At 70.4% G+C, this 24,383-nt stretch carries 25 protein-coding genes and 1 pseudogene; 13 read left to right on the top strand and 13 right to left on the bottom strand.

The genetic code is table 11. The annotated features are described in order from the left end of the window. Positions 1–30 precede the first annotated feature (30 nt). Positions 31–1,869 carry an NHL domain-containing thioredoxin family protein gene (locus tag ABZS40_RS14650; protein ID WP_354943772.1) on the top strand — a complete coding sequence of 613 codons (1,839 nt, stop codon included), beginning with the start codon at positions 31–33 and terminating at the stop codon, positions 1,867–1,869. 32 nt (positions 1,870–1,901) lie between these two features. Here the strand turns inward: ABZS40_RS14650 and ABZS40_RS14655 are convergent, their stop codons facing one another. The 3 genes from ABZS40_RS14655 to ABZS40_RS14665 are packed head-to-tail and all read right to left on the bottom strand — an operon-like array spanning position 1,902 to position 4,214. Further along, complete coding sequence (locus ABZS40_RS14655; protein WP_354943773.1) at positions 1,902–2,651, bottom strand: 5-oxoprolinase subunit PxpA; 750 nt, start codon at positions 2,649–2,651, stop codon at positions 1,902–1,904. After that, complete coding sequence (locus tag ABZS40_RS14660) at positions 2,635–3,498, bottom strand: biotin-dependent carboxyltransferase family protein (protein ID WP_354943774.1); 864 nt, start codon at positions 3,496–3,498, stop codon at positions 2,635–2,637. The genes ABZS40_RS14655 and ABZS40_RS14660 overlap by 17 nt, the downstream gene beginning before the upstream one ends. Further along, entirely contained in the window at positions 3,495–4,214 is a 720-nt protein-coding gene (locus ABZS40_RS14665; protein WP_354943775.1) for an allophanate hydrolase subunit 1, read from the bottom strand. The genes ABZS40_RS14660 and ABZS40_RS14665 overlap by 4 nt, the downstream gene beginning before the upstream one ends. A gap of 107 nt (positions 4,215–4,321) precedes the next feature. Here ABZS40_RS14665 and ABZS40_RS14670 point away from each other — a divergent pair, with 107 nt between their 5' ends. Further along, positions 4,322–4,999 carry a hemolysin III family protein gene (locus tag ABZS40_RS14670; protein WP_354943776.1) on the top strand — a complete coding sequence of 226 codons (678 nt, stop codon included), beginning with the start codon at positions 4,322–4,324 and terminating at the stop codon, positions 4,997–4,999. Positions 5,000–5,637: 638 nt separating this feature from the next. On the opposite strand, the gene ABZS40_RS14675 is transcribed toward ABZS40_RS14670, so the two are convergent. Next, positions 5,638–5,925, bottom strand: a complete 288-nt coding sequence (locus tag ABZS40_RS14675; protein ID WP_354943777.1) for a DUF6458 family protein — start codon at positions 5,923–5,925, stop codon at positions 5,638–5,640. A gap of 112 nt (positions 5,926–6,037) precedes the next feature. Between ABZS40_RS14675 and ABZS40_RS14680 the strand changes: the two genes are divergently transcribed. Beyond that, positions 6,038–6,577 (top strand): histidine phosphatase family protein, encoded by a 540-nt coding sequence (locus tag ABZS40_RS14680; RefSeq protein WP_354943778.1) that lies wholly within the window; start codon positions 6,038–6,040, stop codon positions 6,575–6,577. A 49-nt stretch (positions 6,578–6,626) separates the two neighbouring features. On the opposite strand, the gene ABZS40_RS14685 is transcribed toward ABZS40_RS14680, so the two are convergent. The 4 genes from ABZS40_RS14685 to ABZS40_RS14700 all read right to left on the bottom strand — a co-directional run bounded on the left by ABZS40_RS14685 (position 6,627) and on the right by ABZS40_RS14700 (position 10,957). Beyond that, positions 6,627–6,896: a DUF6458 family protein gene (locus tag ABZS40_RS14685; RefSeq protein WP_030487564.1), complete on the bottom strand. Its 270-nt coding sequence runs from the start codon at positions 6,894–6,896 to the stop codon at positions 6,627–6,629. A 213-nt stretch (positions 6,897–7,109) separates the two neighbouring features. After that, on the bottom strand, positions 7,110–8,966 hold the full coding sequence (locus tag ABZS40_RS14690) for an acyl-CoA dehydrogenase (RefSeq protein WP_354943779.1): 1,857 nt from the start codon (positions 8,964–8,966) through the stop codon (positions 7,110–7,112). Between the two features lie 129 nt (positions 8,967–9,095). After that, positions 9,096–10,220, bottom strand: coding sequence for a PP2C family protein-serine/threonine phosphatase (locus ABZS40_RS14695; RefSeq protein ID WP_354943807.1), 1,125 nt, complete (start codon positions 10,218–10,220; stop codon positions 9,096–9,098). Between the two features lie 104 nt (positions 10,221–10,324). Next, complete coding sequence (locus tag ABZS40_RS14700) at positions 10,325–10,957, bottom strand: septal ring lytic transglycosylase RlpA family protein (protein ID WP_354943780.1); 633 nt, start codon at positions 10,955–10,957, stop codon at positions 10,325–10,327. Between the two features lie 187 nt (positions 10,958–11,144). Here ABZS40_RS14700 and ABZS40_RS14705 point away from each other — a divergent pair, with 187 nt between their 5' ends. Genes ABZS40_RS14705 through ABZS40_RS14715 form a run of 3 tightly spaced genes read left to right on the top strand, consistent with a single transcriptional unit; the run spans position 11,145 to position 13,265 of the window. Next, positions 11,145–11,696, top strand: a complete 552-nt coding sequence (locus ABZS40_RS14705; RefSeq protein WP_354943781.1) for a phosphoribosyltransferase family protein — start codon at positions 11,145–11,147, stop codon at positions 11,694–11,696. Between the two features lie 33 nt (positions 11,697–11,729). Next, positions 11,730–12,776: a questin oxidase family protein gene (locus ABZS40_RS14710; RefSeq protein ID WP_354943782.1), complete on the top strand. Its 1,047-nt coding sequence runs from the start codon at positions 11,730–11,732 to the stop codon at positions 12,774–12,776. Between the two features lie 57 nt (positions 12,777–12,833). Beyond that, the gene (locus ABZS40_RS14715) at positions 12,834–13,265 is read left to right on the top strand and encodes an ASCH domain-containing protein (RefSeq protein WP_354943783.1); all 432 of its coding nucleotides are present in this window, start codon (positions 12,834–12,836) and stop codon (positions 13,263–13,265) included. 24 nt (positions 13,266–13,289) lie between these two features. Here the strand turns inward: ABZS40_RS14715 and ABZS40_RS14720 are convergent, their stop codons facing one another. After that, positions 13,290–14,171, bottom strand: a complete 882-nt coding sequence (locus tag ABZS40_RS14720; RefSeq protein WP_354943784.1) for an LLM class flavin-dependent oxidoreductase — start codon at positions 14,169–14,171, stop codon at positions 13,290–13,292. Positions 14,172–14,250: 79 nt separating this feature from the next. Between ABZS40_RS14720 and ABZS40_RS14725 the strand changes: the two genes are divergently transcribed. The 3 genes from ABZS40_RS14725 to ABZS40_RS14735 all read left to right on the top strand — a co-directional run bounded on the left by ABZS40_RS14725 (position 14,251) and on the right by ABZS40_RS14735 (position 16,134). Continuing rightward, a complete protein-coding gene (locus ABZS40_RS14725) occupies positions 14,251–14,676 on the top strand; it encodes a hypothetical protein (protein ID WP_354943785.1) in 426 nt (141 codons plus the stop codon). A gap of 76 nt (positions 14,677–14,752) precedes the next feature. Further along, complete coding sequence (locus ABZS40_RS14730; RefSeq protein WP_354943786.1) at positions 14,753–15,457, top strand: dihydrofolate reductase family protein; 705 nt, start codon at positions 14,753–14,755, stop codon at positions 15,455–15,457. Between the two features lie 32 nt (positions 15,458–15,489). After that, positions 15,490–16,134: a dihydrofolate reductase family protein gene (locus tag ABZS40_RS14735; RefSeq protein ID WP_354943787.1), complete on the top strand. Its 645-nt coding sequence runs from the start codon at positions 15,490–15,492 to the stop codon at positions 16,132–16,134. A gap of 24 nt (positions 16,135–16,158) precedes the next feature. Here the strand turns inward: ABZS40_RS14735 and ABZS40_RS14740 are convergent, their stop codons facing one another. Next, positions 16,159–16,500 (bottom strand): VOC family protein, encoded by a 342-nt coding sequence (locus ABZS40_RS14740; RefSeq protein ID WP_238677566.1) that lies wholly within the window; start codon positions 16,498–16,500, stop codon positions 16,159–16,161. A 185-nt stretch (positions 16,501–16,685) separates the two neighbouring features. Here ABZS40_RS14740 and ABZS40_RS14745 point away from each other — a divergent pair, with 185 nt between their 5' ends. Together ABZS40_RS14745 and ABZS40_RS14750 are read left to right on the top strand one after the other, a co-directional pair. Further along, positions 16,686–17,444, top strand: a complete 759-nt coding sequence (locus ABZS40_RS14745; RefSeq protein WP_354943788.1) for a hypothetical protein — start codon at positions 16,686–16,688, stop codon at positions 17,442–17,444. Further along, on the top strand, positions 17,441–17,806 hold the full coding sequence (locus ABZS40_RS14750) for a transcriptional regulator (RefSeq protein ID WP_354943789.1): 366 nt from the start codon (positions 17,441–17,443) through the stop codon (positions 17,804–17,806). Before ABZS40_RS14745 ends, ABZS40_RS14750 begins: the two co-directional genes overlap by 4 nt. 123 nt (positions 17,807–17,929) lie before the next feature. Here the strand turns inward: ABZS40_RS14750 and ABZS40_RS14755 are convergent, their stop codons facing one another. Then, positions 17,930–18,733: a hypothetical protein gene (locus ABZS40_RS14755; RefSeq protein WP_354943790.1), complete on the bottom strand. Its 804-nt coding sequence runs from the start codon at positions 18,731–18,733 to the stop codon at positions 17,930–17,932. Then, the gene (locus tag ABZS40_RS14760; RefSeq protein ID WP_354943791.1) at positions 18,730–19,281 is read right to left on the bottom strand and encodes an RNA polymerase sigma factor; all 552 of its coding nucleotides are present in this window, start codon (positions 19,279–19,281) and stop codon (positions 18,730–18,732) included. Before ABZS40_RS14760 ends, ABZS40_RS14755 begins: the two co-directional genes overlap by 4 nt. 171 nt (positions 19,282–19,452) lie before the next feature. Here ABZS40_RS14760 and ABZS40_RS14765 point away from each other — a divergent pair, with 171 nt between their 5' ends. Together ABZS40_RS14765 and ABZS40_RS14770 are read left to right on the top strand one after the other, a co-directional pair. Continuing rightward, positions 19,453–20,397: an ATP-binding cassette domain-containing protein gene (locus ABZS40_RS14765; protein WP_354943792.1), complete on the top strand. Its 945-nt coding sequence runs from the start codon at positions 19,453–19,455 to the stop codon at positions 20,395–20,397. After that, entirely contained in the window at positions 20,394–21,143 is a 750-nt protein-coding gene (locus tag ABZS40_RS14770) for an ABC transporter permease (RefSeq protein ID WP_354943793.1), read from the top strand. Before ABZS40_RS14765 ends, ABZS40_RS14770 begins: the two co-directional genes overlap by 4 nt. Here the strand turns inward: ABZS40_RS14770 and ABZS40_RS14775 are convergent. Continuing rightward, positions 21,127–24,263, bottom strand: a pseudogene (locus ABZS40_RS14775) (BTAD domain-containing putative transcriptional regulator). The gene ABZS40_RS14770 and the pseudogene ABZS40_RS14775 overlap by 17 nt on opposite strands. Between the last annotated feature and the right edge of the window lie 120 nt (positions 24,264–24,383).

Below are 24,383 nucleotides of genomic sequence, written 5' to 3' on the forward strand. Positions count from 1 at the left end.
GGGCCTACGGGGCGTGGCAGGCTGGCAGACATGGGAACGACAGCGCGGGTGCGTGCACCCGAACTTCGGGGCCGGCAGTGGCTCAACACCGGCGGACAGAATCTGACCTTGCAGGACCTTCGCGGCAAGATCGTAATCGCGGATTTCTGGACGTTCTGCTGTATCAACTGCCTGCACGTGCTCGACGAGCTGCGCCCGCTGGAGGAGAAGTACGGCGACGTGCTCGTCGTGATCGGCGTGCACTCGCCGAAGTTCGAGCACGAGAAGGACGCCGACGCGCTCGCCGCCGCCGTGGAGCGGTACGGGGTGCACCACCCCGTACTCGACGATCCTGAGCTGAACATGTGGCAGCAGTACGCGGCCCGGGCCTGGCCGACCCTGTCGGTGATCGACCCCGAGGGTTACGTGGTGGCCACCATGGCCGGCGAGGGGCACGCCGAGGGGCTGGCTCGACTGATCGACGAGTTGATCGCCACCCACGAGGCCAAGGGCACCCTGCACCGGGGGAACGGCCCGTACGTCCCGCCGCCGGCACCGGAGACCGCGCTGCGCTTCCCGGGTAAGGCGGTGCTGCTGCCCACCGGCAACCTGCTGGTCTCGGACTCGGCCCGACACTCCCTGGTCGAGATCGACCCGGACGGCGAGACGCCGGTGCGTCGGATCGGCTCGGGTGAGCGGGGCCGGGCGGACGGGCCGGCCGCCGCGGCGACGTTCTCCGAGCCGCAGGGGGTGTGTCTGCTGCCCACGCACGTCGCCGAGGTGGCCGGCTACGACCTGGTGGTGGCCGACACTGTCAACCACCTGCTGCGCGGCGTACGGCTGGAGTCCGGCGAGGTGGTCACAGTGGCCGGCAGTGGGCGGCAGTGGCGCGCCGAGGTCGACGACCACGCCCACGACGCGTTCGCCGTCGACCTCTCGTCCCCGTGGGACCTGGCCTGGTACGACGACAAGCTGATCATCGCGATGGCCGGCATCCACCAGCTCTGGTGGTTCGACCCGATCAAGCGGACCGCCGGCATGTACGCCGGCACCACAGTTGAGGCGTTGCGCGACGGCCCGCTGGCCGAGGCGTGGATGGCCCAGCCGTCGGGGCTCTCGGCCTCCGCCGACGGCACCCGGCTCTGGGTGGCCGACAGCGAGACCAGCTCGATCCGGTACGTCGAGAACGGTGTGCTGGGCACCGCCGTCGGGCAGGGCCTGTTCGACTTCGGGCACGTGGACGGTCCGGCGGAATCGGCGCTGCTCCAGCACCCGCTGGGCGTGTGCGCGCTGCCGGACGGCTCGGTGCTGATCGCCGACACGTACAACGGCGCGGTGCGCCGCTTCGACCCGGCCAGCAACCAGGTCTCCACTGTCGCCGACGGCTTGGCGGAGCCGAGCGACCTGGTGCTCACCCCGTCCGGTGAGGTGCTGGTGGTGGAGTCCGCCGCGCACCGGTTGACCCGGCTCGCGCCGGGTGCCCTGTCGGCGGCGGGTGCCAGCACGGTGGACGGGCCCCGGCACCGTACCGAGCGCACGCCGACCGACGTCGCGGCCGGCGAGGTCACCCTGGACATCGTCTTCACCCCGGCGCCGGGGCAGAAGCTGGACGAGACGTACGGCCCGTCGACCCGGCTGGTGGTCTCCGCGTCCCCGCCGGAGCTGCTGCTGGACGGTGCCGGCACGGGCACCGAGCTGTCCCGTCGGCTGGTGCTCAACGGCGAGATCACCGCTGGGGTGCTCCAGGTGACCGCGCAGGCGGCGACGTGTGACGCGGACGTCGAGCACGCGGCGTGCCACCTGACCCGGCAGGACTGGGGCGTACCGGTCCGGGTGGTCGACGGCGCCGTGACCCGGCTGCCGCTGGTGCTTCGCGGCCTGGACGCCTGACGCGATCGGAGGGGGCCGGTGGGCCCCTCCGGTCAGGCGAAGGGGGCCAGTGTGATGTCGGCGTCGATCAGGGTTGCGCGGACGAGTTCGGCGGCGGAGACCGCGCCCGGGGTGTCGCCGTGCACGCAGATCGAGTCGACCGAGCACGGGATGACGGTGCCGTCGACGGCCACCACGCTGCGTTCGGTGGCCATCCGCGCCGCCCGTTCGGCGACCTGCTCGGGGTCGGTGATCACCGCGCCGGGGGTGCCGCGCGGCACCAGCGCCCCGTTGGGCAGGTAGGCGCGGTCGGCGAACGCCTCGGCGACCACCGGCAGGCCCGCGCCGACGGCGAGTTGGGCGAGCGTCGAGCCGGGCAGGCAGAGCACGGGCAGCTCAGGGTCGTAACCGCTGACGGCGGCGACCACCGCCGCCGCCTGGGACTCGTCGGTGCTGGCCGCGTGGTAGAGCGCGCCGTGTGGCTTGAGGTAGCGGACCCGGGTGCGGAACAGCCGGCAGAACGCGTCCAGCGCCCCCAGCTGGTAGGTCACCTCGTCGCGTAGCTCGGCGAAGTCGTACGCGATGTGCCGCCGGCCGAATCCGGCCAGGTCGCGGTAACCGACCTGCGCGCCCACCGCGACCCCGCGGCGCGCGGCGCCCTCGCAGACCCGCCGCATGGTGGACGGGTCGCCACCGTGGAAGCCGCAGGCGACGTTGGCGGAGGTGACGAGGCCCAGCAGCGCCTCGTCGTCGCCGAGTCGCCAGATGCCGAATCCCTCGCCCAGGTCAGCGTTGAGGTCCATGGAATCTGACGGTAGTACCTGGCCGGGCCTGCGCGAGCGCTGTCACGTCGGTGACCACCCCGATGACGGGGTATCCACCGGTGGTCGGGTGGTCGGCGAGGAAGATCAGGGGTTGGCCGTCCGCCGGCACCTGCACCGCGCCGAGCACGATGCCCTCGCTGGGGAGTTCGCCGGCCACCGCGCGGGGCAGCGTCGCGCCGGCGAGCCGCGCGCCGACCCGGTTGCTCACCGGGCTGATGGTGTACGCGCTGCCGAAGAGCCGGTCGAACGCGGTCGGCGTGAACCAGTCCTCGCGAGGGCCGGGGCCCAGCGTCAGGTGCAGCTCTTCAGGCGGCGTGGGGAACACGGTCAGGTCCACCGGTGCGGGGGTGCCGACCAGTGCGCCGAGCGGCAGTCGGTCGCCGTCCCGCAACGGAGGAGGGCCGAGCCCGGAGAGGGTGTCGCTGGCCCGGCTCCCCAGCACCGGTGACACGTCGATGCCGCCCGACACCGCCAGCCAACTCCGTACGCCCCGCCGCGCGGGGCCGATCCGCAGCACCGTCCCTGCCGGCACGCTGAGCGGACGTCCGGTGTCACCGGGCCGGGCACCCGCCTGGACGGGGACATCGGCGCCGGTGACCGCCACAGTGGCGGCCCGGGTCAGCCGCACTGTGCAGCCGGTCACTGTGATCTCCAGGCCGGCCGCGTGTTCCGGATTGCCGACCAGTCGGTTGGCCAACCGCAGGGCGCCCGGGTCGAGGGCGCCGGACCGGGGTACGCCCAGGTGCGCCCAGCCGGGCCGGCCCAGGTCCTGCACTGTGGTGAGCACACCGGCGCTGAGCACCTCGATGGTGGCCGGGTGGGTCACGCCGCCGCCATCCGGACCGTGGTGCCCGGACCGAGTCGGGCCGGTGGGTGGGCCGCCACGTCGAACAGCACCAGGTCGGTGCGACCGACCACCTGCCAGCCGCCCGGGGAAGCGCCCGGATAGATGCCGGCGTACGGGCCGGCCAGCGCTACCGAGCCGGCCGGCACCCGGGGACGGGGTGTGGCCAGCCGGGGCAGCGCCAACTCGGCGGGCAGCCCGGTCAGGTAGGGGAATCCGGGGGCGAAGCCGCAGAAGGCGACCCGGAACCGGGTGTTGGTCAACCGGTGCCGCACTGCCGGCACGTCCACGCCCCAGTGCTCCGCCACCGCCGGCAGGTCCGGCCCGTCGAAGGTGACCGGTACGACCACGTCAGCCGCGTCGTCGGCACCGTTTCCGGTTGTGGCGTTGTCGGCTTGGGCTTGGGCGTCTTCGTCGGCCTGGTTGGGGCTGGTGGTCGCGGCGGTGACGACGGACGCCCATCGGGTCAGCTGCTCGGCCGTGGTGGTCGGGTCGGGCAGGCCGTCGAGCAGCACGGTCCGGGCCGCCGGCACGATCTCCACGGCGATCAGGTCGCCACGCTCCCGACGCCGCCACAGCTCGGCCCGCCACGCTTCGACAGACGCGGCCTCCCGGATGTCGGCCACGGCTTCGGGCGTGTCGGCGGGGGCGGTGCAGTCGAGTAGCAGGGCGTGCGCCCCGACCTGTCGGATCCGCATCCGCTCATCCTCGCCGATGTCGTGCCGCTGCGGTGTTCACGTGGACGGTGCCGGGTGTCACCAACGCCACTACTTACAAGTAACCTACGGTGCCGTAACCTGACCGGGTGACCACCTCCGCCCCGCTTCGCCTGAAGCCGGTCGACATCGGTAAGCCCCGGATGCGCGGCTGGCTACACACGTACGCCTTCTTCGTCGCCCTGGCCTGCGGCATCGTGCTCTGCTCGATCGCCGCCACCCGGCCGGGGTGGGCACCCCTGGTGAGCTGCCTCATCTACAGCCTGACGGTGTGCGGGCTCTTCGGCACGAGCGCGCTGTACCACCGTCGTGTGTGGTCAGAGCGCGGCTACCAGGTGATGCGCCGGATGGACCACTCGATGATCTTCGTGTTCATCGCCGGCACGTACACACCGCTCTGCGCGATGCTGCTCGCGCCTCGGCCGGCCACCGTGATGCTGGCCCTGGTCTGGGGCGGCGCCCTGGCCGGCGTGGCGGTCAAGGTGGTCTGGCCGCACGCACCGCGCTGGGTGTCCGCGCCCCTCTACCTGGCGCTGGGCTGGGTGGCGGTGGCCATGCTGCCGGAGATTCTGCACGGGGGCGGCGTCGCCGCACTGGTGCTGCTGATCGTCGGTGGTGCGATCTACAGCATCGGCGCGGTCTTCTACGCGTTGCGCCGGCCCAATCCGTGGCCGACCGTCTTCGGCCACCACGAGTTCTTCCACGCGTGCACGCTGCTGGCGGCGCTCTGTCACCACATCGCGATCTACTTCGCGCTGTTCGCCTGACCCAGACGGCCAGGACGCAGCGCACGGCCCGAACCGGTCCCGGCAATGCCGCTCGGCGGGAACGCACGGCGGCGGCAGCCGCCATGATCGTGCTTGATCAAAGATTTCAACACCGGTGCGTTAGGCGGAGTGGCTGTTCGTCAACCCCGCACCGCCTCGTCGATCATGGAGTTGTGGTGGGTGACAAAGCGCCCGCACAGCACCAAACCAGGCACCACAACCCCATGATCGACGAGGCCGGGCTGTGCCCACGCCGCGATCTTGCACTTACTGTCCCGACGTAAGGGGCATTCCGTGCTTTTCGGCAACCGAAAGTGCAAGATCGGCGCGAGTGGGGCGTTCCTGGAGTCCGAACCTGGGTTTCGGAGGTGCACAATTACCCCTTGACCCAAGCAACCGATCGCCTTACGCAACGGTGTTGTCAAAGATGCAGTCACCTCGCGCGCACCCGAAAGCCCTATTTCTCGATCGAGCACGATCTTCGGCCGATCGCCGCTCCCGGGATCGGGCCCGCACCGCAGGGGTAGCGGGGTGCCGGCAATCCCGTCGCCCACGGAGCCGGGCTCACACGCGAGCCGGGTTCACACGCGAGCCGGGGCCCCGCGACGCTGCGGGACCCCGGAGTGTGTGGGCGAGGATCAGACCGGTCGGCCCGGCCGACGCACCTCGCGGTACTCCCGCATGACCTGGTCGTCCTGAACCGGCACGACCCGGTCGGTCACCACGCGCTCCTCGCGTACCGGGGCGGCGACCACCGCGCGGCGGCGGCTGCTCCAGAAGTAGAGGGTGGCGGCCAGGCCGGCGACGCCGGCGAGCATCAGCACCCAGCCGACCACGGCCAGGTCCAGCCAGCCCAGGTCAGCCTCCACTGCGAACGCGAAGATCGCACCTAGTGCGATCAAGAAGATGCTGCCACCAATGCCCATGTCTCGCTCCTCGGCTCTAACCTGGCGTACGTCGCGCCGCGGCCGTCGGTGGGGGTGCGGCATCCATTGACTTACCCAGGCACGGAGATCGCCAATCGGGCAAGCTGGGAGCATGACGGACGCCGACGCCGACACACGGACACTCGTGTTGCTGCGGCATGCGAAGGCCGAGCAGGGCAGCGACGCGGCGGACGACGCCGAGCGGCCGCTGAGCGCACGCGGAAACGCCGACGCGGCCTCGGCTGGGGCCTGGTTGGCGCACCATGGGCTGCTGCCCGACGTGGTGATCTGCTCGACGGCCCGACGCACCCGGCAGACCTGGCACGGGGTGGCGATGGGGATGACCGGTTCACCGCCGGGGGGTGGCCCGACCGGTCCTCGCCCGACCGTCCGTTATGAGCCGGGCGCGTACGACGCGCACCCCGAAGAGTTGTTGTCGCTGGTCCGCACGGTGGACCCGGCGGCCCGCACCGCGTTGCTCATTGCCCACAATCCCGGCATCACTCTGCTCTCCGCCCTCCTCGATCCCGAGGGCGTGGACGATGAGGGTTTGCGCACCGCCGAACTGGCGGTGCACCGCCTCCCGTCCGGTTGGGCGGAGTTGAGCAGGGCGGGAGCGCCGCTCACGGCCCGGCACACAGCACGCGACTGAGCCACCCGCCGGTCCGACGGGTGGCTCAGGGGTACGCGTTGTGCGGGGATCAGGACGGCGGCGCGGTTGGTGGCGGCGGGTCCGGCGGTGGCGGCATCATCGCCGTCGGATGAGACAGCCGGTTCTCCTCCACGATGAGGGTTCGAGCCCGCTTGCGCCGGTCCTGCCAGAACCAGACAGTGGTCAGCAGTACGGCCAGCCCGGCCAGGATGAACACCCAGCCGACCGCGCGTACGTCGATCCACCAGACGTTGGCTCTCAGCGCGAAGGTCAGAATCGCGCCGATCGCGATGAGAAAAATGCCGCTTCCTACACCCATGTGCGCTGCACTCCCCCGTGCGGTGGCTCTGGGCGTTCCCTTTCGAGGTCACGCGACGGTTACCCGCCACGCCTGCGGCATACCCGACCGGGCTCGGCCAATACGTGCCGCCGCCCAGGCTGGGACGGCGACGGCCGGCGGGGCAGAAGCCCCACCGGCCGTTGCCGTGCCGGGTGGTGCGACCCAGCACAGATCAAACCTGCCGTGGCCTGCTCAGAAGGCCTCCTCCGGGAGGTCCATGATGTCGAGGTCGGCACCCTCGATGATCCGCCGGTCGGCGCCGATGCGGGGCAGCACCTCGCGGGCGAAGAAGCGGGCAGCGGCCACCTTGCCGGTGTAGAACGCCTTGTCGCTGGCGGAGACCTCGCCGGCCAGCGCCTTCAGCGCCACGTCGGCCTGCCGCTGAAGCAGCCAGCCGACCACCAGGTCGCCGATCGCCAGCAGGAACCGCCGGCTGCTCAGCCCGACCTTGTAGAGCGCGCGGGTGTCGCCGCCCTGCGCCTCGCCCAGCCAGCCGGTCAGCACGCCGAGGATGTTCTGGATCTCGGCCAGCGCCCTGCCGAGCGCCTGCCGCTCCTCCTTGAGCTGGCCGTTGCCCGCCTCGGAGGAGATGAACTCCTGGATCTCGCCGGAGACCGCGAGCAGCGCCTTGCCGTTGTCCCGAACGATCTTGCGGAAGATCAGGTCGAGGCTCTGGATGGCGGTGGTGCCCTCGTACAGGGTGTCGATTTTGGCGTCGCGGACGTACTGCTCCAGCGGGTAGTCCTGGAGGAACCCGGAGCCGCCGAAGGTCTGCAGGGCCTCGTGCCCGAGCATCTCGTACGCCCGCTCCGAACCGACGCCCTTGACCAGCGGCAGCAGCAGGTCGTTGACCCGCTTGGCCAGCTTGGTTGCCTTCTCGTCGCCGGCAGCCTCGGCAAGCGCGACAGTGTCCTGCCAGGTGGCGGTGTAGAGGACCAGAGCGCGAAGACCCTCGGCGTACGACTTCTGCAGCAGCAGCGAGCGCCGCACGTCCGGGTGGTGGGTGATGGTGACCCGGGGGGCGGTCTTGTCCGCCTGCTGGATCAGGTCGGCGCCCTGCACCCGGTTCTTCGCGTACTCGAGGGCGTTGAGGTAGCCGGTGGAGAGGGTGGCGATGGCCTTGGTGCCGACCATCATCCGGGCGTACTCGATGATCATGAACATCTGCCGGATGCCGTCGTGCTTGTCGCCCAGCAGCCAACCCTTTGCGGGTACGCCGTGCTCGCCGAAGGTCACCTCGCAGGTGTTGGAGACCTTCAGGCCCATCTTGTGCTCGACGTTGGTGGCGTAGACGCCGTTGCGCTCGCCCAGCTCACCGGTGGTCTCGTCGAAGTGGAACTTCGGCACCACGAAGAGGGACAGGCCTTTGGTGCCGGGGCCACCGACACCCTCCACACCGACCGGACGGGCCAGCACGTAGTGCACGATGTTGTCGCTCAGGTCGTGCTCGCCCGAGGTGATGAAGCGCTTCACGCCCTCGATGTGCCAGGTGCCGTCGGGCTGCTCGACCGCCCGGGTGCGCCCCGCGCCCACGTCCGAGCCGGCATCCGGCTCGGTGAGCACCATGGTGGAGCCCCACTGCTTGTCGATGAAGAGCCTGGCCCACTTCTTCTGCCGCTCGTTGCCCTCGACGTGCAGCACGTGCGCGAAGGACGGGCCCGAGGCGTACATCCAGACCGGCGCGTTCGAGCCGAGCACCAGCTCGGCGAGCGCCCACCAGAGGGCGCGCGGCGCGTTGGTGCCGCCCAGCGCCGGCGGCAGGTCCAGGCGCCAGAACTCGGAGTCCATGAATGCCTGGTAGGACTTCTTGAACGACTCCGGCAGCGGCGCGGTGTGCGTCGCCGGGTCGAAGACCGGCGGATTGCGGTCACTGTCCGTGTAGCTGGAGGCCAGATCCTCGCGGGCGAGGCGGTCGACCTCAGCGAGGAAGCTGCGGGCGGTGTCGGTGTCGAGATCCGAGTACGGCTCCTGGCCGAACGCCCGGTCCGCCCCGAAGACCTCGAACAGGTTGAACTCGAGATCCCGGAGGTTGCTCTTGTAGTGGGTCATGCTCGCTGGCCCCGCTTCCGGACAGGTGTTACCGATCAGTAACCCCGACTGTATTACTCGCGGGTAGGCAGCGACAAGCGGATCACCCAAGTGACGGCGATTACACACCTGCGGGCGCGGTCGACCGGCTCAGCTCTCGGCGGCGCCGACCTCCCAGCTCGGGACGGCCACGGCCGCGCCGGTACGGGCACCGACGTACTCCATCAGGACCAGCGCGATGTCGTCGTCGAGCCGACCGTGCACCCACTCGACCAGGGCGGTCTCCAGCGACGCCAGCCCGTCGGCGACAGTGCCATGGCCGAGCAGTCGCCAGGCCCGGTCGGCGGTGGGGAAGAACTCGCCGTCCCGCCGCGCCTCGCCGAGGCCGTCGGTGAACAGCAGCAGCCGGTCCCCGGGCTCCAGGCGTTCGACCCGGGGGCGGACCACCGGCATGAACCCGAGCGGAGGCGCCGGGGCCGGCGGTTCCAGCGGGATCACCGCACCCCGGCGTAGCAGCAGCGGTGGCGGATGCCCGCAGTTGACGATCGTGAGGGTGCCGCCACGCTCCTCGACCAGTGCCGCAGTGACGAAGTCCTCGTCGCCGACGTTGCGGGCCACCGCACGGTCCAGGTCGGCGACGACGGCCCGCAGGTCAGCCCGCTCGTACGCCACGTGCCGGTAGGAACCGAGGACGATGCTGGCCAGCCGGACCGCGTCGAGGCCCTTGCCCCGCACGTCACCGATGATCATGCGGACGCCGTAGGGCGTGTCGATCGCCTCGTACAGGTCGCCGCCGATCTCGGCCGTCGCGGTGGAGGAGATGTAACGTCCGGCGACCGAAAGCGTGCCGACCTGCGGCCCGAGCGGGCGCAACACCGCCTGCTGTGCCACTGCGGCGAGCTTGGTCAGCTCCACGATCCGCTCGGCCTGCCGCTGCCGGACCCACGCCACCGCCACGGCCAGGCCGGTGGCGAGCGCGACCGCGACAACGTTGACCGAGGTGACCAACGAGACCTTCGGCGCGGCCAGCGCGAAGCCGGCGCCGATCACTGTCGCCGCGACACCCACACCCAGCACCACCAGCCAGGACGCCAGGGCGGCGGCGAGAATCGGCGCGGCCGCCAGGAGCGCGACGTAGTGCACCTTACGGCCGTCCGCCGCCTCCACCGCCGACACGATCGCGAGCAGAACGAGGGCCGCGCCGAGGCCGGCGCGGGATCCGGGGCTCAGCGGGCGATGGCCCGACTGGAGGAGTCGCGTGGGTACGAGGGACAGTTTGCCTGATCCACGTGAACCGGTGAATGAACCTGACCCGTCGTCCGAGGAGGTTCTGTCCGGCCGGCCCACTCGGCCGGCCGAATCGGCGGCGCCGGTCCCACTCAGCCGAGGACCTCGTAGCGGACGGTGAGCGCGCCCACGTCGACCGAGGCGATGCTGGCGAAGGCGGCCCGGGAGAGGTCCAGGCAGCGGCCGTCGATGAACGGGCCGCGGTCGTTGATCCGCACCGTCACCGACTTGCCGTTGGCCGGATTGGTCACCCGGACCTTGGTGTTGAACGGCAGAGTCTTGTGCGCGGCGGTCAGCGCGTCGGGGTTGAACGACTCGCCGTTGGCGGTGAGCTGCCCATCGGAGTAGAACGAGGCGCCGCACGAACCGCTCTCCAGCACCTTCGCCGCGGCCGTGGTCTTCTTGGCGGTCGGCTTCGGCTTCGGCGACGCGGTGCGCTCCCTGCCCCGGGAGGCGGCCTGCTGCGAGCGGGTCGCCGACGGGCTGGGGGCCACGCTGGGCGAGGCGCTGACGCTCGGGGTGACGGCCGGGGAGCTGGGGGTGAGGCTGCTCGCGGCAGTGGTCGGGGTGAGGTCGAGAGCCACCTGCCCGGACTGGTCGGACCCGGAGACCATCTGCACGGCACCGACAGTGCCGCCGACGGCGAGGGCGACGCCGACCGCCGCGGTGGCGACGATGCCCGCCGGGGAGGAGAAGATGCGGGTACGGGAGTGCTTGCCAGCCACCGGCCCGGTCCTTTCGTCGTCTGAACAAACCGGGTCGGACCGTAACGAGAGAAGCACTTCCGAAGTCAACGTGATCATGGTGGTATGCCCGTATTTGCACAGGTACGTGTAGCCGATCATCCGACCCGGGGTGGGCCGGGTGGCCCGGGTGCCGCCACGCCCACCGCCCGTGCCGCAGGATGAGCGGATGCCCGCCGATCTGACCGAACGCCTGGCCGCCCTGTTCCAGTGGATCGACCCAGGCCCGGGCACCAGTCACCTGGTCAGCGACATCTCCGGTTGGTGGCGGGACCCGGCGGTGCTGGCCGAGCTGGGGCCGGCCCTGGTGGCGCCGTACCGGGCCGCCCGGCCCACAGTGGTGCTCGCGCCGGCCGTCACCGGGCTGCTGCTCGGGCCGCTGGCCGCCACCGCCCTCGGGGTCGGCTTCGTGGCCGCCCACAAGCCCGGTGACGGGCGACTGCCGGCCGGGCCGCTCACCTGGGCCCAGAGCCCACCGGACTACCGGGGCCGACGGGTCGACCTCGCCGTACGGGACCGACACCTCGGCCCCCACGACCGGGTGCTGGTGGTGGACGACTGGGTGCGCACCGGCGCGCAGTTACGCGCCCTCTACGACATCTGCGCCGCACGGGGCGCCGAGGTGCTGGGCACCGCAGTGGTCGCCGTGGACTGCCCGCCCGACGTCGCGGCCGACCTACGGATCACCGGCCTGATCGACGCCGCGAATCTGCCCGCTTGACCTGAAGCGAGGTTCAGCACCGACGATGGGCGAATGAGTGAGGGAGTTCTCGACGAGGCGTACCAGCGGCTGCACCGCACCGGCCCCGAATATCAGGGCTGGCTGTCCAACCACGGGCCGATGGCCGTCGAGGCTTTGGTCCGTCACGGGCACCCACACCGGGTGCACCGCTGGCTCGACGACTACCTCGTGCGCCTCGACGAGCTGCCCCGAGGGCTGCACCCGATCGACGACTGGCGGTCGGCACTGGGCGATCCGAAGCGCGCCGGCGACTGGCTGGCCTACTTCGACCGGCAACTACGCGAACACCCGTGGCGAGCGGTGCTCGGCACCTGGTGGCCACGGCTGCTGCCGGGCATCGCCGCCGGCGCCACACACGGTGTGATCCGGGTCGGGCACGCCGTACGCGCGCTCGACCCGGACGAGGAGAACCGGCAGCGCCTCACCGAGTTGGGCCAGGCCCTCGGCTACTGGGCGGCCCGCTGGCAGCCGATCCCCGGCACCGACCGACTGCTCACCAGCGAGACGGAAGGGCCGGGCAGCGACGACATCGACGTGGCAGCCGCGCTGAACGGGCTGCCCCGGATCGACGACCAGACCGGCGGCGTCCGGGATCGGCTGGACCAGCTGCCGGCCGTACCCCGATGGGAGCCGGCACTCGCGACGCTGCGCCCCGTGCGGAGCCCGGGCGGGGCGGAGCGCGGGCTCACCACGCTCGTGCACCGGGCCGGCCTGGACTACCTACGCTTCGGGCACGCCGCGCCGGTCATGCTGGTGCACGCGGTCACCGCGCCGACCGCCGTGCTGCGTACCCTGCCGGCACTGGACCGGGGTCTGTGGGCGCCGAGCTTCGCCGCGGCCTGGGCCGCGACGGCGGCCATGACCTCCGTGTACGCCCCGGCCGACGGCATCGCGGCACCGACCGTGACCCCCGCGACGCCGGCGGAGGTCTTCGCCCGCGCGGCCCGGCACGGCGACGAGCACGTGGTCAAGCTCGCCGACGCGATCCTCGACGCCTACGCGACAAGTGCTGACGAGCGGCTCCTCACCGCACCCGGCTACGCCGGCCAGCTGATCTGAGCGCGGCGACGGGTATTGCGGCGGCGGCTCGGGCAGCGCTGGCCTAGCCTCGGCAGGATGTGGCCCCGGATCGGTGAACTGCGCGCCCTCGCCCTCGGCACCCCCGGCGAGTTGCGGGCAACCCTCAACACCCTGGTGCTGGCCGGTGTGAAGACCGCGACGGCCGGCCGGCTCGCCGAGTACGCGGAGGAAGGCGAGGAGTTGGAGCACGTCGGGGAACGCCTGGCCCTGGTCGACGACGACAACGCACTGGCCGGCGTCGTGGAGATCACCGGAGTCGAGGTGGTCCGCTTCGCCGACGTGCGCTGGGACTTCGCCCACGCCGAGGGCGAGGGCGACCGCTCGATCGAGGAGTGGCGGGCCGGGCACTCGACCTACTGGGCGCGGCTCGGCACACCGGTCGACGGCGACACCCCGATCGTCTGCCTGCGCTTCCGCCTGGTTTCCGGCGGCGAGGGCGGGGTGGCCAGCGGCGAGGGCGGCACCTGACCCGGCCGGGTAGGTGCGTCGGCCTCAGCCGCGTAGTTGTGGCAGCAACCGCGTCGCCACGTCAACCAGGACGGCCTCGTCACCGGCGTACCAACTGCTGGCGCGCGGCCAGTGCGTCACCACGTCGGTGAAGCCCAGCTCGGCGGCCCGGCCGACCTGATCGGCGAAGAACTGTGCGCTGCTGAGCGAGAAGACCGGCGCCGCGTCCAGCGAGAGGTAGCGGTCCAGGCTGGCCGGGTCGCGGCCGGCCTCGTCCAGGGTTCGGTCCATCCGCGCGGACAGCGCCGACACACTGGCCCACCAACCCGCCAGGTCGTTGTCGTCACCGGTGCCGGTGGTCACCCACCCCTGCCCGAAGCGGGCCACCAACCGCATCGACCGTGGCCCGTTGGCTGCCACCACGAACGGCACCCGGGGCTGTTGCACGCAGCCGGGGTTGTTGCGGGCATCCACAGCGGCGAACCAGTCGCCACGCCAGGTGGTGCCGTCCTCCCGCAGGATCAGGTCCAACAACTCGGTGAACTCGGCGAACCTGTCGACCCGCTGACGCGGCGGCAGCGTCTCCCCGCCCAGCACCGCCGAGTCGAAGCCGATGCCACCCGCCCCCAGGCCGAGCAGCAGCCGGCCCACGGAGACGTCGTCCACAGTGGTGATCTGCCGGGCGAACGCGGCCGGGTGCCGGAAGTTCGGCGACGCCACGAGGGTGCCCAGCCGAATCCGCGAGGTCATCGTGGCGGCGGCAGTGAGCGTGGTCATCGAGTCGAACCACGGGCCGTCGACCAGGTCACGCCAGCCCAGGTGGTCGTACGTCCAGGCGTGGTCGAAACCCCACTCGTCGACCTGCCGCCAGCGACGCTGCGACTCCGCCCACCGCTGGTCCGGCAGGATCACGATGCCAATCCGCATGATCGCCAGCCTAGCCGGGGACACCACCGGAGCCAGGTTCTCGCTATCTACCGCTGCGACCAGCCCGTACCCTGCGGGGATGCCCGCCGAAGCGACTGCCGCCCACATATCCCCGGATCGGACGCGTCGGGTCCGCATGATCCGCACGGTGGCGTTGCTGGTCGGGGTGGTCGTTCCGTCCCTCATTCTTCGCGAGCTGATCGAGGCCCGGTTCGGCCGCGGTCCGCTCGCCGACCTCAGCGCGGTCGCGTTGCCGATGGCGGCGACCGCGTGGCTCGCGCCGTACGCCTCCTACCGGCGACGCGACGCCCTGCTCTGGCTGGTCGGCCCGGGCATCTACGTCTTCACGGTGATCGCCTGGCGGGTGGCCCTCGCGCCGTACCGAGACTGGAGCCCCCGCCCGGAGGAGAAGCCCCGGATGCGCTGGTCGCGCGACCCGCAACACGCCGGGACCTGGCTCGTGACCGAGCCAGCAGGTGACACGGGTCACACTTCTACCCGGTAGGGACATCGCGCTCGGCTCCGACCACTCGGTGAGCGGCACCCAGGCGGGGTGTCGCCCGAGGAGAGGACCAGGCGCGATGACGAAGGTGACCGCACAGCTGTCGGTGTCGGTGGACGGCTTCTACGCCGGCCCACAGTTCGACGGGAACGGCAACTGGATGGACTCGGCGGAGAGCGCGAAATTCTTCCGGGTCACACGGTGGGCGACCGAAGCCGCGGCCTGGCGCGAACGGCAGGGCTTCGCCGGCGGAGAGCAGGACACCGACTCCGAGGTGATCGCCGAGTCGTTCGGCGCGGCCGGCGCGTACGTGATGGGGCGCCGGATGGCCGACGGTGGTGAGATCCCCTGGGGTGAGGAGCCGCCGTTTCGCGCACCGGTCTTCGTCGTCACCCACCGCCCCCGCCAGCGGCTGCTGAGGGCAGGGGGCACCAGCTTCACCTACGTCACCGACGGCGTGGCCAGTGCCGTGGAGCAGGCGCGCGCCGTGGCCGGTGGCAAGGATGTCGCGGTGGCCGGGGGCGGCAGCCTGGTGCGGCAGGTGCTCAAGGCCGGCCTGCTCGACGAGTTGGAGCTGCACGTCGTACCCGTCGTACTCGGCACCGGCCTGCGGCTCTTCGACGCGGACCTCGACCTGGGCGACCGGGAGGGGGTCGAGCTGACGCCGACCCGCGTCCTCGCCACCCCGCAGGTGACCCACATCCGGTACGCGGTGCGCGGCCGCGCCCCGCTCGTGCTCGACGATCGGGGCAGCGGAGGCGGCCCGACGGTCACCGCGAACTGAAACCCGGCCCATCGAAGGAAGGAGAAGACACCATGGCGCAACTGTTGCGGGTGCAGTGCTTCAACGTTTCGCGCGACGGGTTCGGGACCGGCGAGGGGCAGAGCCTCGAACGGCCCTTCGGTCACGCGGACCCCACCCCGCTGTTCTCGTGGCGTGCCGCCACCGCCAGCTTCGTGTATCGCACCGAGCCGGGCGGCACCCGTGGCCTGGACGACTACCTGACCCGCGACGCCGAGTGCAACATCGGTGCGGAGATCATGGGTCGCAACAAGTTCGGCCCCCAGCGTGGCCCCTGGAAGGACCACGAGTGGCAGGGATGGTGGGGGGACAACCCGCCGTTCCACACGCCGGTCTTCGTGCTCACCCACCACGTGCGCCCGTCGTTCAGCCTGTCCGACACCACGTTCCACTTCCGCGATGTCAGCCCGGCCGAGGCTCTGGCCGAGGCGAAGCAGGCGGCCGACGGTCGGGACGTACGCCTCGGTGGTGGGGTGGCGACGATCCGTGAGTTCATCGAGGCCGACCTGGTCGACACGATGCACATCGCGGTGGCGCCCGTCGACCTCCACCGGGGCGAGCGGTTGTGGGACAGCCCCGACGAGCTGCTCGACCGCTTCCACCTTGAGTCGGTGCCCAGCCCCAGCGGGGTCACCCATCTCCTGTTCTGGCGACGATGACCGCACTCTCCCCGGCAGGATCGTCTACAGCCGGGCCAGCACCAGCAACCGGTTGCCGTCAGGGTCGGTGACCCGCGCGGACCGCTCACCCCAGGGCTGGTCGACCGGTTCCTCGGTGACCGTCGCCCCACCCGTGCGCAGCGCGCCCACGGCCGCGTCGCAGTCGTCGGCGTAGACGCACAACTCCCAGCGATGCGAGTCGGCCGGCTCGCCAGCCTCCGGGTTGGCGGCCAGGCCGAGTTCGCTGCTGCCCAGCCGGAGAGCGACGAACTCCGGGGCGCCCTCGTCCGGGAACCGGTAGGTCAGCTCGAAGCCGACCACGTCCCGGTAGAACGCGATCAGTCGTGGCAGGTCAGGTGTCGTCATGATCGGAAACGCTTCGGTGAACACGGACCACCTCCAAGCGGACCCTAGCCGGTGCCGAGGCCCGGCAGGAACTACCACTGTCGATCCCCGCGGATGTCATCACTTCTCCAGGACTCTTGCGCAGAATGATTTGCGATGCAAACCTATTGGCAGTGCAGAAAACATGCAACGGCCTGGAGGTCACCGTGTCGGACCGATCGAGCCCCGCGCCGAACAGCAGCGGCAGCACACCCGAAGAGCTGCTGGCCTCGGTGACCGCCCTCCAACGGCGTACCCGGGCCGTCCGCAACGCCTACTGGTTGCCGCTGCTGCTGTTCGGCCTCCTGATGGCGGCGGCCGCACCCCTGTACGTCGAGTCGGCCGACCCGCTCGCCATGCGCGGCGGGCAGGACAACCCCGCGCTGACCGGCCTCGGTGGGGACCTCCTCGAACGCTCCGCGACCCTCGGCTGGTACTGGCTGGCGGCGCTCATCGGCGGCTACCTGCTCAGCCTCTGGTGGTATCGATGGCATGGTGTGCGGGTGGGCGTCCAGACACCGGCTCGGCCGTACGTCGTCGCCGGCATCGTGGGCACCATCGTCGGGCTCGTGCTGCCGATCGTGCTGCGGTTCCTGTTGCTCAACTCGGCGACGGTGGTTTCGAGCGCTACCAGTTGGGTGACCACACCGCTGCTGGGCATCTCCGATCGCGGCATGTTCCCGCACCTCGTCATCGCTGTGGGACTACTGGTCCTGGCCCGACTGGAACGCAGCCGTGGCCTGACGGTCGTGGCCGCGTTTCACGCCGCCGCGGTCGTCCTCGTGAACATCTACTTCCAGACCGCGAACTTCGAGCCGGGGGACCTGAACCGCTACAGCCTCCTGCTGGCCGCCCTGCTGCCCGCACCGATCCTGCTCGTCGGCGGCGGCACCGCCCTCCTCAACACGATCAAGAGGTCGGCGTGAGCAGTAACGAAGAGGCCGCCGGCACCGGCAACGGCGGACACCCGACGAACGGGCTCAGCGACACCGTCCACCAACGCAACCGGCTCGGCATCCTCACCATCGCCGCCGAGGCCGAGCGGGTGGAGGTCGCCTACCTGCGAGATGCACTCGAACTCACCGCCGGCAACCTCTCCCGACACCTTGCCGTTCTGGAGGAGGCCGACCTGATCCAGATCGAACGGGGCTATCACGGCCGCAGGCCCAAGACCTGGATCAGGATCACCGACCAGGGGCAGGCCGCGCTGGCCGCCGAGATCAACGCCCTACGGGAACTGCTCCGCCGCCACCAGGAGTTGGGCGACCCGTCGCGGCCAAACGGGTAGGAGCCTTCCGTACGGGTGTCGCACGTTGCCGTTCAAGGATGCGTCGACGCCGGCACAGCACCTCATCGACCTGCTGATCCCGGTGAACGCCCGACGGACACGCGGGCGGTTCACCGGGCTTCCCTATCGGCCCCAGGGCTCGGCGGGTCGGCAGTCAGCTTCCGGCTTGCCGTAGACGAGATTGCCGGAGGAGTCCACGTAACAGTGATCGAACTCGTCCGACGGACGAAACAGCAGGCGGCGGTCGATCTCGACCCCGGCGGCGTCATAGCTGACCAACTCGGCGTCTCTGGTGACGCTGGCATCACCGGTGAGCAGGCCGAACACTCCGTTGACCAACCGAGCCGTGGTCGTCTTCCCGTCGCCGTGTTCCAGCACCAGCCGCTGTACCCGAGCGCTGACCCGGCCGGTCACCGCCACGTCGCCCCCGTCGGCCTCGGTCGACATGAGCAGGAGCCGCTGGATCGAGCCGGGCAACCAAGCCCGTTGCGGCCAGACGCGTTCACCGGTGGCACCCCCACTGATCTCCTGACGCGGCTGCATCGAGACCTCGCAGGTGAAATATCCGGTGTCCGTCATGAACAGCGCCACGCCCTGGTGGTCCTGCTCGGCGGCCACGGCCAGATCGTCCATCGACAGTGGGAGCCGCTCCATCTGCGCGTTCCACTCCAGGCACTGCTCCACAGCTTGGTGCAGCGTCGGTGACAGTTCACTCGAACTCATCGCCAGGTGCCGCACCTCCTCGTCGTTCGGCACCATCGCCATGCCGGCCACCACCGCCGCAGCCGTCGCCATGGTTGCGATTCCGAGTCGTACGGCCGTGCGGCGCCGAGGCCGGCGGACCGACGTCATCAGCTCCGCTCGCATTCGCGCCGCCTCGCCGGGCGGCAGATCGCGCTCGGTAGGCGTGTCGAGAAGGTCCTTCATCGCTCTTCCTCCTGCTTGTTGCTATCAGTGACCATCCGTGACAGCCGAGCCCGTGCGCGACTCACGCGCGAACGGAGCGCGCCTTCGCTGATGCCGAGGACTGTTGCCGCCTCGCCGTACGGCACGCCGGACCACAGACACAGGGCCACCGCCTCCCGCTCCGCGCGAGGTAATCGGCGGACCACCGCCAAGATCTTGTTCATCTGCCGTTCGTCGTCGAGCCGCGCGACTATGTCGCTGGCCGGGTCCGCGTCCGCCTCCCGCTCCGGTGGCATCCTCCGCAGGGCTGTCAGCCACCGGCGGGCCGAGCGCCACTCGGTGCGGGTCGTATTGGTGGCGACCACCAGCAGCCACGGCAACGCCGATCCGTCCACCAGGACCGCCGCTTCGCCGCGTCTACGCCACGCGATCAGGAAGGTCGCCTGCGTCACGTCTTCGGCGAGCGTCCAAGAGCCGCTAAGCCGGAATACGTGGTTGTAGACCGCCCGGGCATACCTGTCGAAAAGCCGGGCGAAGGCGAACTCGTCACCGGCTGCGATGGTCGACAACAGATCTTGGTCAGACGGTCGTATCTGGCTTGTCACACCTGACTATTGCCGGTCAGGGCGAATCTGTTGCAGTCTGCTCGAAGTCGGGCGGGGACGGGGTGAAACCCCGTGTCAGTGGCCGTGTCAGGGCCATGACAGGGGGGTGACAGCCCGGCCGCCGATGGTAGGTGCATGACGAGTTCAGCGATTGCAGTCTCCGGGCTGCGGAAGGCCTACAAGGACAAGGTCGTGCTCGATGGCATCGATCTGGATGTCCGTGCGGGCACGATCTTCTCCCTGCTCGGCCCGAACGGGGCGGGTAAGACGACGACGGTGAACGTGCTGACCACGTTGGTGAAGGCCGACGGCGGGACCGTACGCATCGCGGGGCACGACGCCGCCACCGAGGCCAGGGCGGTGCGCGCGGCGATCGGTGTCACCGGTCAGTTCGCGGCGGTGGACGAGCTGCTGACCGGCCGAGAGAACCTGCAGCTGATGGTGGATCTCAGCCAGGTTCCCGGAAAGGACGGCAGGCGGGTCGTCACGGAGCTGCTGGAGCGGTTCGATCTGGTGGAGTCGGCACAGAAGCCGGTGTCGACCTATTCCGGCGGTATGCGCCGCAAGCTGGATCTGGCGATGACGCTCGTCGGCGACCCGCGGATCATCTTCCTCGACGAGCCGACGACGGGCCTGGATCCACGTAGCCGCCGCACGATGTGGTCGATCATCCGTGACCTGGTGGCCGACGGCGTGACGATCTTCCTCACCACTCAGTACCTGGAGGAAGCCGATCAGCTCGCCGACCGGATCGCCGTACTCGACCAGGGGCGTCTGGTCGCCCAGGGCACGCCCGACGAGCTCAAGCGCCAGATCCCCGGCACTCACGTCCGGCTCCGGTTCACCACCGTCGCCGAACTCGACACGGCCGCCCGGGTGCTCAACGACGCCACACGCGACGACGAGGCACTGGCGCTGCGGATTCCCAGCGATGGCGGAACGGCCTCGCTGCGGGCACTGCTGGACCGGCTCGACGAGTACGCGATCAGCGCCGAAGGGTTCTCCGTGCAGACGCCGGACCTCGACGACGTCTTCCTCGCCCTGACGGGCAGCCGCACCCAGGAGGTTTCCGCGAAATGAGCACCAAGTCCCACTCGATCGTCATGCTGCGTCGCAACTTCAAGCACATCGCCCGAAACCCGACCTCGGTGTTCAACGCGGTCCTGATGCCCATCGTGATCATGTTGATGTTCGTGTACATGTTCGGTGACGCCTTCAACGTCGGTGTCGACTACATCGACTACGCGACTCCCGGACTGATGCTGTTGGCGGTCTGTTACGGGCTGGGGGCCACCGCGACCGCGGTGAACTCCGACATGACGAAGGGCATCATCAACCGGTTCAAAGTCATGCACGTCTCCCGCGGTGCGGTGCTGACCGGTCACGTCGTCGCCAGCGTGCTGACCAACCTGGTCGCCATCGCGGCCCTTGTCGGGGTGGCCTTCCTGCTCGGATTCAGCCCGTCGGCGAGCCTCCTCGGCTGGCTCGGCGCGATCGGCATCATCGTGCTGCTCGGCTTCGCCGCCGGCTGGCTCACTGTCGCCCTGGGGCTCGCGGCGAAATCTCCGGAAACGGCGGGTCTGGCCTCCGTACCGCTGGTCATGCTGCCGTTCTTCAGCAGCGCGATCGTGCCGGCGGACAAGATGGGGCCCGGGCTGCGGGAGTTCGCGGAATACCAGCCCTTCACGCCGATCATCGAAACTCTGCGCGGGTTCCTCAACGGGACGGCGTCCAGCGGTGACGTGATCCCCGCCCTCGCCTGGTGCGTCGGCATCGCTCTCGTCGGCTACCTGTGGGCACGTTCCACGTTCACGAAGCGAGCGTGACAGCGACCAGCCGGTTCAGTCCGTCCGACTGCCTTCTCGCGCCGCCTCAGCGAAGCCCACTTCGCCGAGGCGGCGCCGTACTTCCTGCTCGATCCGGGCCACATCCGGCTGGGAATGATCCTGCCGTCCGCGCACACCGCTGCTCGCGGCGAGCAGCCGGGCGGCGTGCTCGTACTGGTCCTGGCGCAGCGCCAGGTCCGCGACGCCGACGAGTACCCGCGCGATCGAGGGTGCGTGCCCTGTCTCGGCTGCCGCCTCGCAGGCCAAGGAGTGGTGTCTGCGTGCCTCACCGAGATCGTCCGCGACATAGCCGAGCAGGTCGTGCGTCACCACGCGGATGTGCGCCTGCTCCGCCTCGTCGCGCAACAGACTCGTCGCGACACCGACCTGCCGGGCCACCTCCTGGGCATCGCCGATCCAGCGAGCGAGTTCCGCCTGTGACAGGGCCAGCACGGCCAACGCACCCGGCCACGTGACCCTCGCCGCGCATCGCTGCGCCTCGGCCATGGCAGCCGCGCTGGACTTCTCATCGCCGAGCAACCAGTACAGCTGAGCCTGCCGGGACCGCATCCGGATGATGTCCTCGACGGTGCCGACCTCGGTGACGACCGCTGTCGCCTCCTCGTAGAGCTCGCACGCACCGACGAACTCACCGCGTACGGCAATCAGCTCCGCCAGCTCGGTCAGGGCGAATGAGATCCCGAACCGTTCGCCGAGTGCCCGGAACTCGGCGAGCGCCGCCACGAGATAGGCGTCCACCTCCCGACCGTCCTGGCCGAAAATGATCCGCATCTTGCCGAGTTGCAACCGGGCCAGGGCGCGTACCCAGGGATCCTCGTGGTTCAGCAGCGGCTCCCATGCGGGCAGGATCGCGTCCGGGGTTCGCAACATGCGTTCCAGCGGGACGACGAGAGCCGTCCCCGGGTGTCTGCCGTTACTGCGCTGGCTGAACTCGTACGCCTTGTGGATCCACTCCGCCGCCTGGTGCTCGTCACCAGGCCCCGAGTTGATGAAGAGCACGACGAGCGCGTACACAGTGGCCCGGATCTCGTCGCTGACCTCACCAGGCGTCTCGGTGGCCGCCGTGATCAACTCCATGCCTTCGGTACGGTGGCCACCGAGCCACCAGTACCAGCCGGCACCCGCGGCCAGCCGCATGGCTGCGTGCGCTTCGCCGGCGGCGAGGGCACCGCGCATCGCGGAACCGATGTTGTCGTGCTCGACTTCGAGAGTGGCGAGCCATTCCACCTGGTCCGCGCGGCGAAGCTGCGGCTCTGCGGTCTCGCTGAGTTCGGTGAAGTACGCCAGGTGCGCATGCCGGGCCAGTTCCGTCTCCCCCGCCTCGGCGAGGCGGTGCGCGGCGTACTCCTTGATCGTGCCGAGCATCCGGTAGCGCGGGGCTTCGCCGCCCTCGGCGACCAACAGCGACTTCTCGGCCAGCGCGGCGACCAGCTCGAGCACGTCCCCCTGCTCGACCTCGTCGCCGGCGCAGACCCGTTCGGCCGCTTCCAGGCTCACCCCACCCGAGAACACCGACAGCCGGCGCAGGACCGTCCGTTCGGCGTCGGTCAGCAACTCCCAACTCCAGTCGACCACCGCGCGCAGCGTCCGGTGCCGGGGCAACGCGGTACGGCTGCCGCCGGTCAGCAGGCGGAACCGATCGTCGAGGCGCCTGGCGAGCTGGTCGATGGACATGGTGCGCAACCTGGCAGCGGCCAGTTCGATCGCCAGTGGCATCCCATCCAGCGCCCGACAGATCCGCGCCATCGTCGACAACGTGGAGGCGTCGACCGCCAGATCCCTCCGCACCGCGCCCGCTCGGTCCCGCAGCAGCCGGACAGCGGGAGAGGTTTCGATCTCGCTGGGGTCGGCGTCGACGTCCGGCAGGGCCAGTGGCGCGACCGGCCAGAGCGCCTCACCAGTGATGCCGAGCGGTTCCCTGCTCGTCGCGAGGATCCGCAGTCGCCGACACTCCCCGAGCAGCCGGTCGGCGAGCACCGCCGCAGACTCGATCACGTGCTCGCAGTTGTCCAGGATCAGCAACGCCTCCCGCTCGCGCATCGCGGCGACGAGCCGGTCGACCAACTCCATGCTCGGTGGCTCGCCGAGCAGAGCGTCCCGCAGTCCGAGCCCCGCGAGCGTCGCCTGCACCACGTCACCGTCCGCGCCGATGGCGGCGAACTCGACCAGCCAGGCGCCGTCCGGCAGGTCGTCGAGCATTCTGCGCGCGGTTTCCGTGGCCAACCGGGTCTTCCCGGAGCCACCAGGCCCGATCAGGGTCGTGAGCCGATGTTCGGCGACGAGCATGCCGACCTCGGCAACGGCCTCGTCAGTGCCGATGAAGCTGCTCAACTCGGCACGAAGGTTGGTTTTCCGGCCCTCCTCGCGCCGTCGCACCTCGCCCCGAAGGAGCGCGACGTGCAACGCCGAGAGTTCCGGCGAGGGGTCGACGCCCAGCGCTTCGGCCAGGGCCGCACTCGTGCGCTGATACACCAGCAGCGCCTCGTTGTCGCGGCCGCTCGCGGCGAGGGCCCGCATCAACGCGAGAACCAGCCGCTCCCGTACCGGGTGCTCGGCCACCAGGTCGGTCAGCTCCGCGACCAGCTCGGGACCGTGGCCGAGGCTGACCTCCACGTCGAAGCGATCCTCCAGGGCGGTCAGACGCAGCCTGTCGAATCGGGTGACCGCCGCGTCGAGCGCGGTGCTGTCGACCAGACCGACGTCCTGCATCGCCGCACCGCGCCACAGGTCGAGGGCCTCACGCAACCGCCGTACCCGCTGTGGGCCCTCGTCGTCGCGAGCCAGGCCGACGAGGCGTTCGAACCGTACGGCGTCGACGACGTCGGGTTCGACAATCAGCCGGTAGCCGTCCGTCTGTCCCTCGATCGACCCCTCCGGCAGCGCCTTGCGCAGCCGGGAAACCAGGCGGTGCAGGGCGTTCGCCGCGTCGGTGGGCGGATGTTCGCCCCAGATCCAGTCGACGAGGGTCCCCTTCGGGACCACGTGACCCGGGTTGAGCGCGAGGGCGGTCAGCAGCCCGCGCAGCCGCGCGCCCGGCACGTCGATGACGGTGCCGACGTCCGTGCGAACCTCGAATGGACCAAGCATCCCGACCTGCACCTGGCAGATCCTGCCATGAACGTGAAAAGCAGCCGGTTCTCCTGGAACCCCTACGAAATGAGATGCGCATCGGCTGGCACACCTGTTGGATCTCGACATGGTGCATGAGCTTGTTCGTCC

The organism is Micromonospora sp. NPDC005324 (genome assembly GCF_040607155.1).
In the GTDB taxonomy this organism is placed as follows: Bacteria; Actinomycetota; Actinomycetes; order Mycobacteriales; family Micromonosporaceae; genus Micromonospora; species Micromonospora trifolii.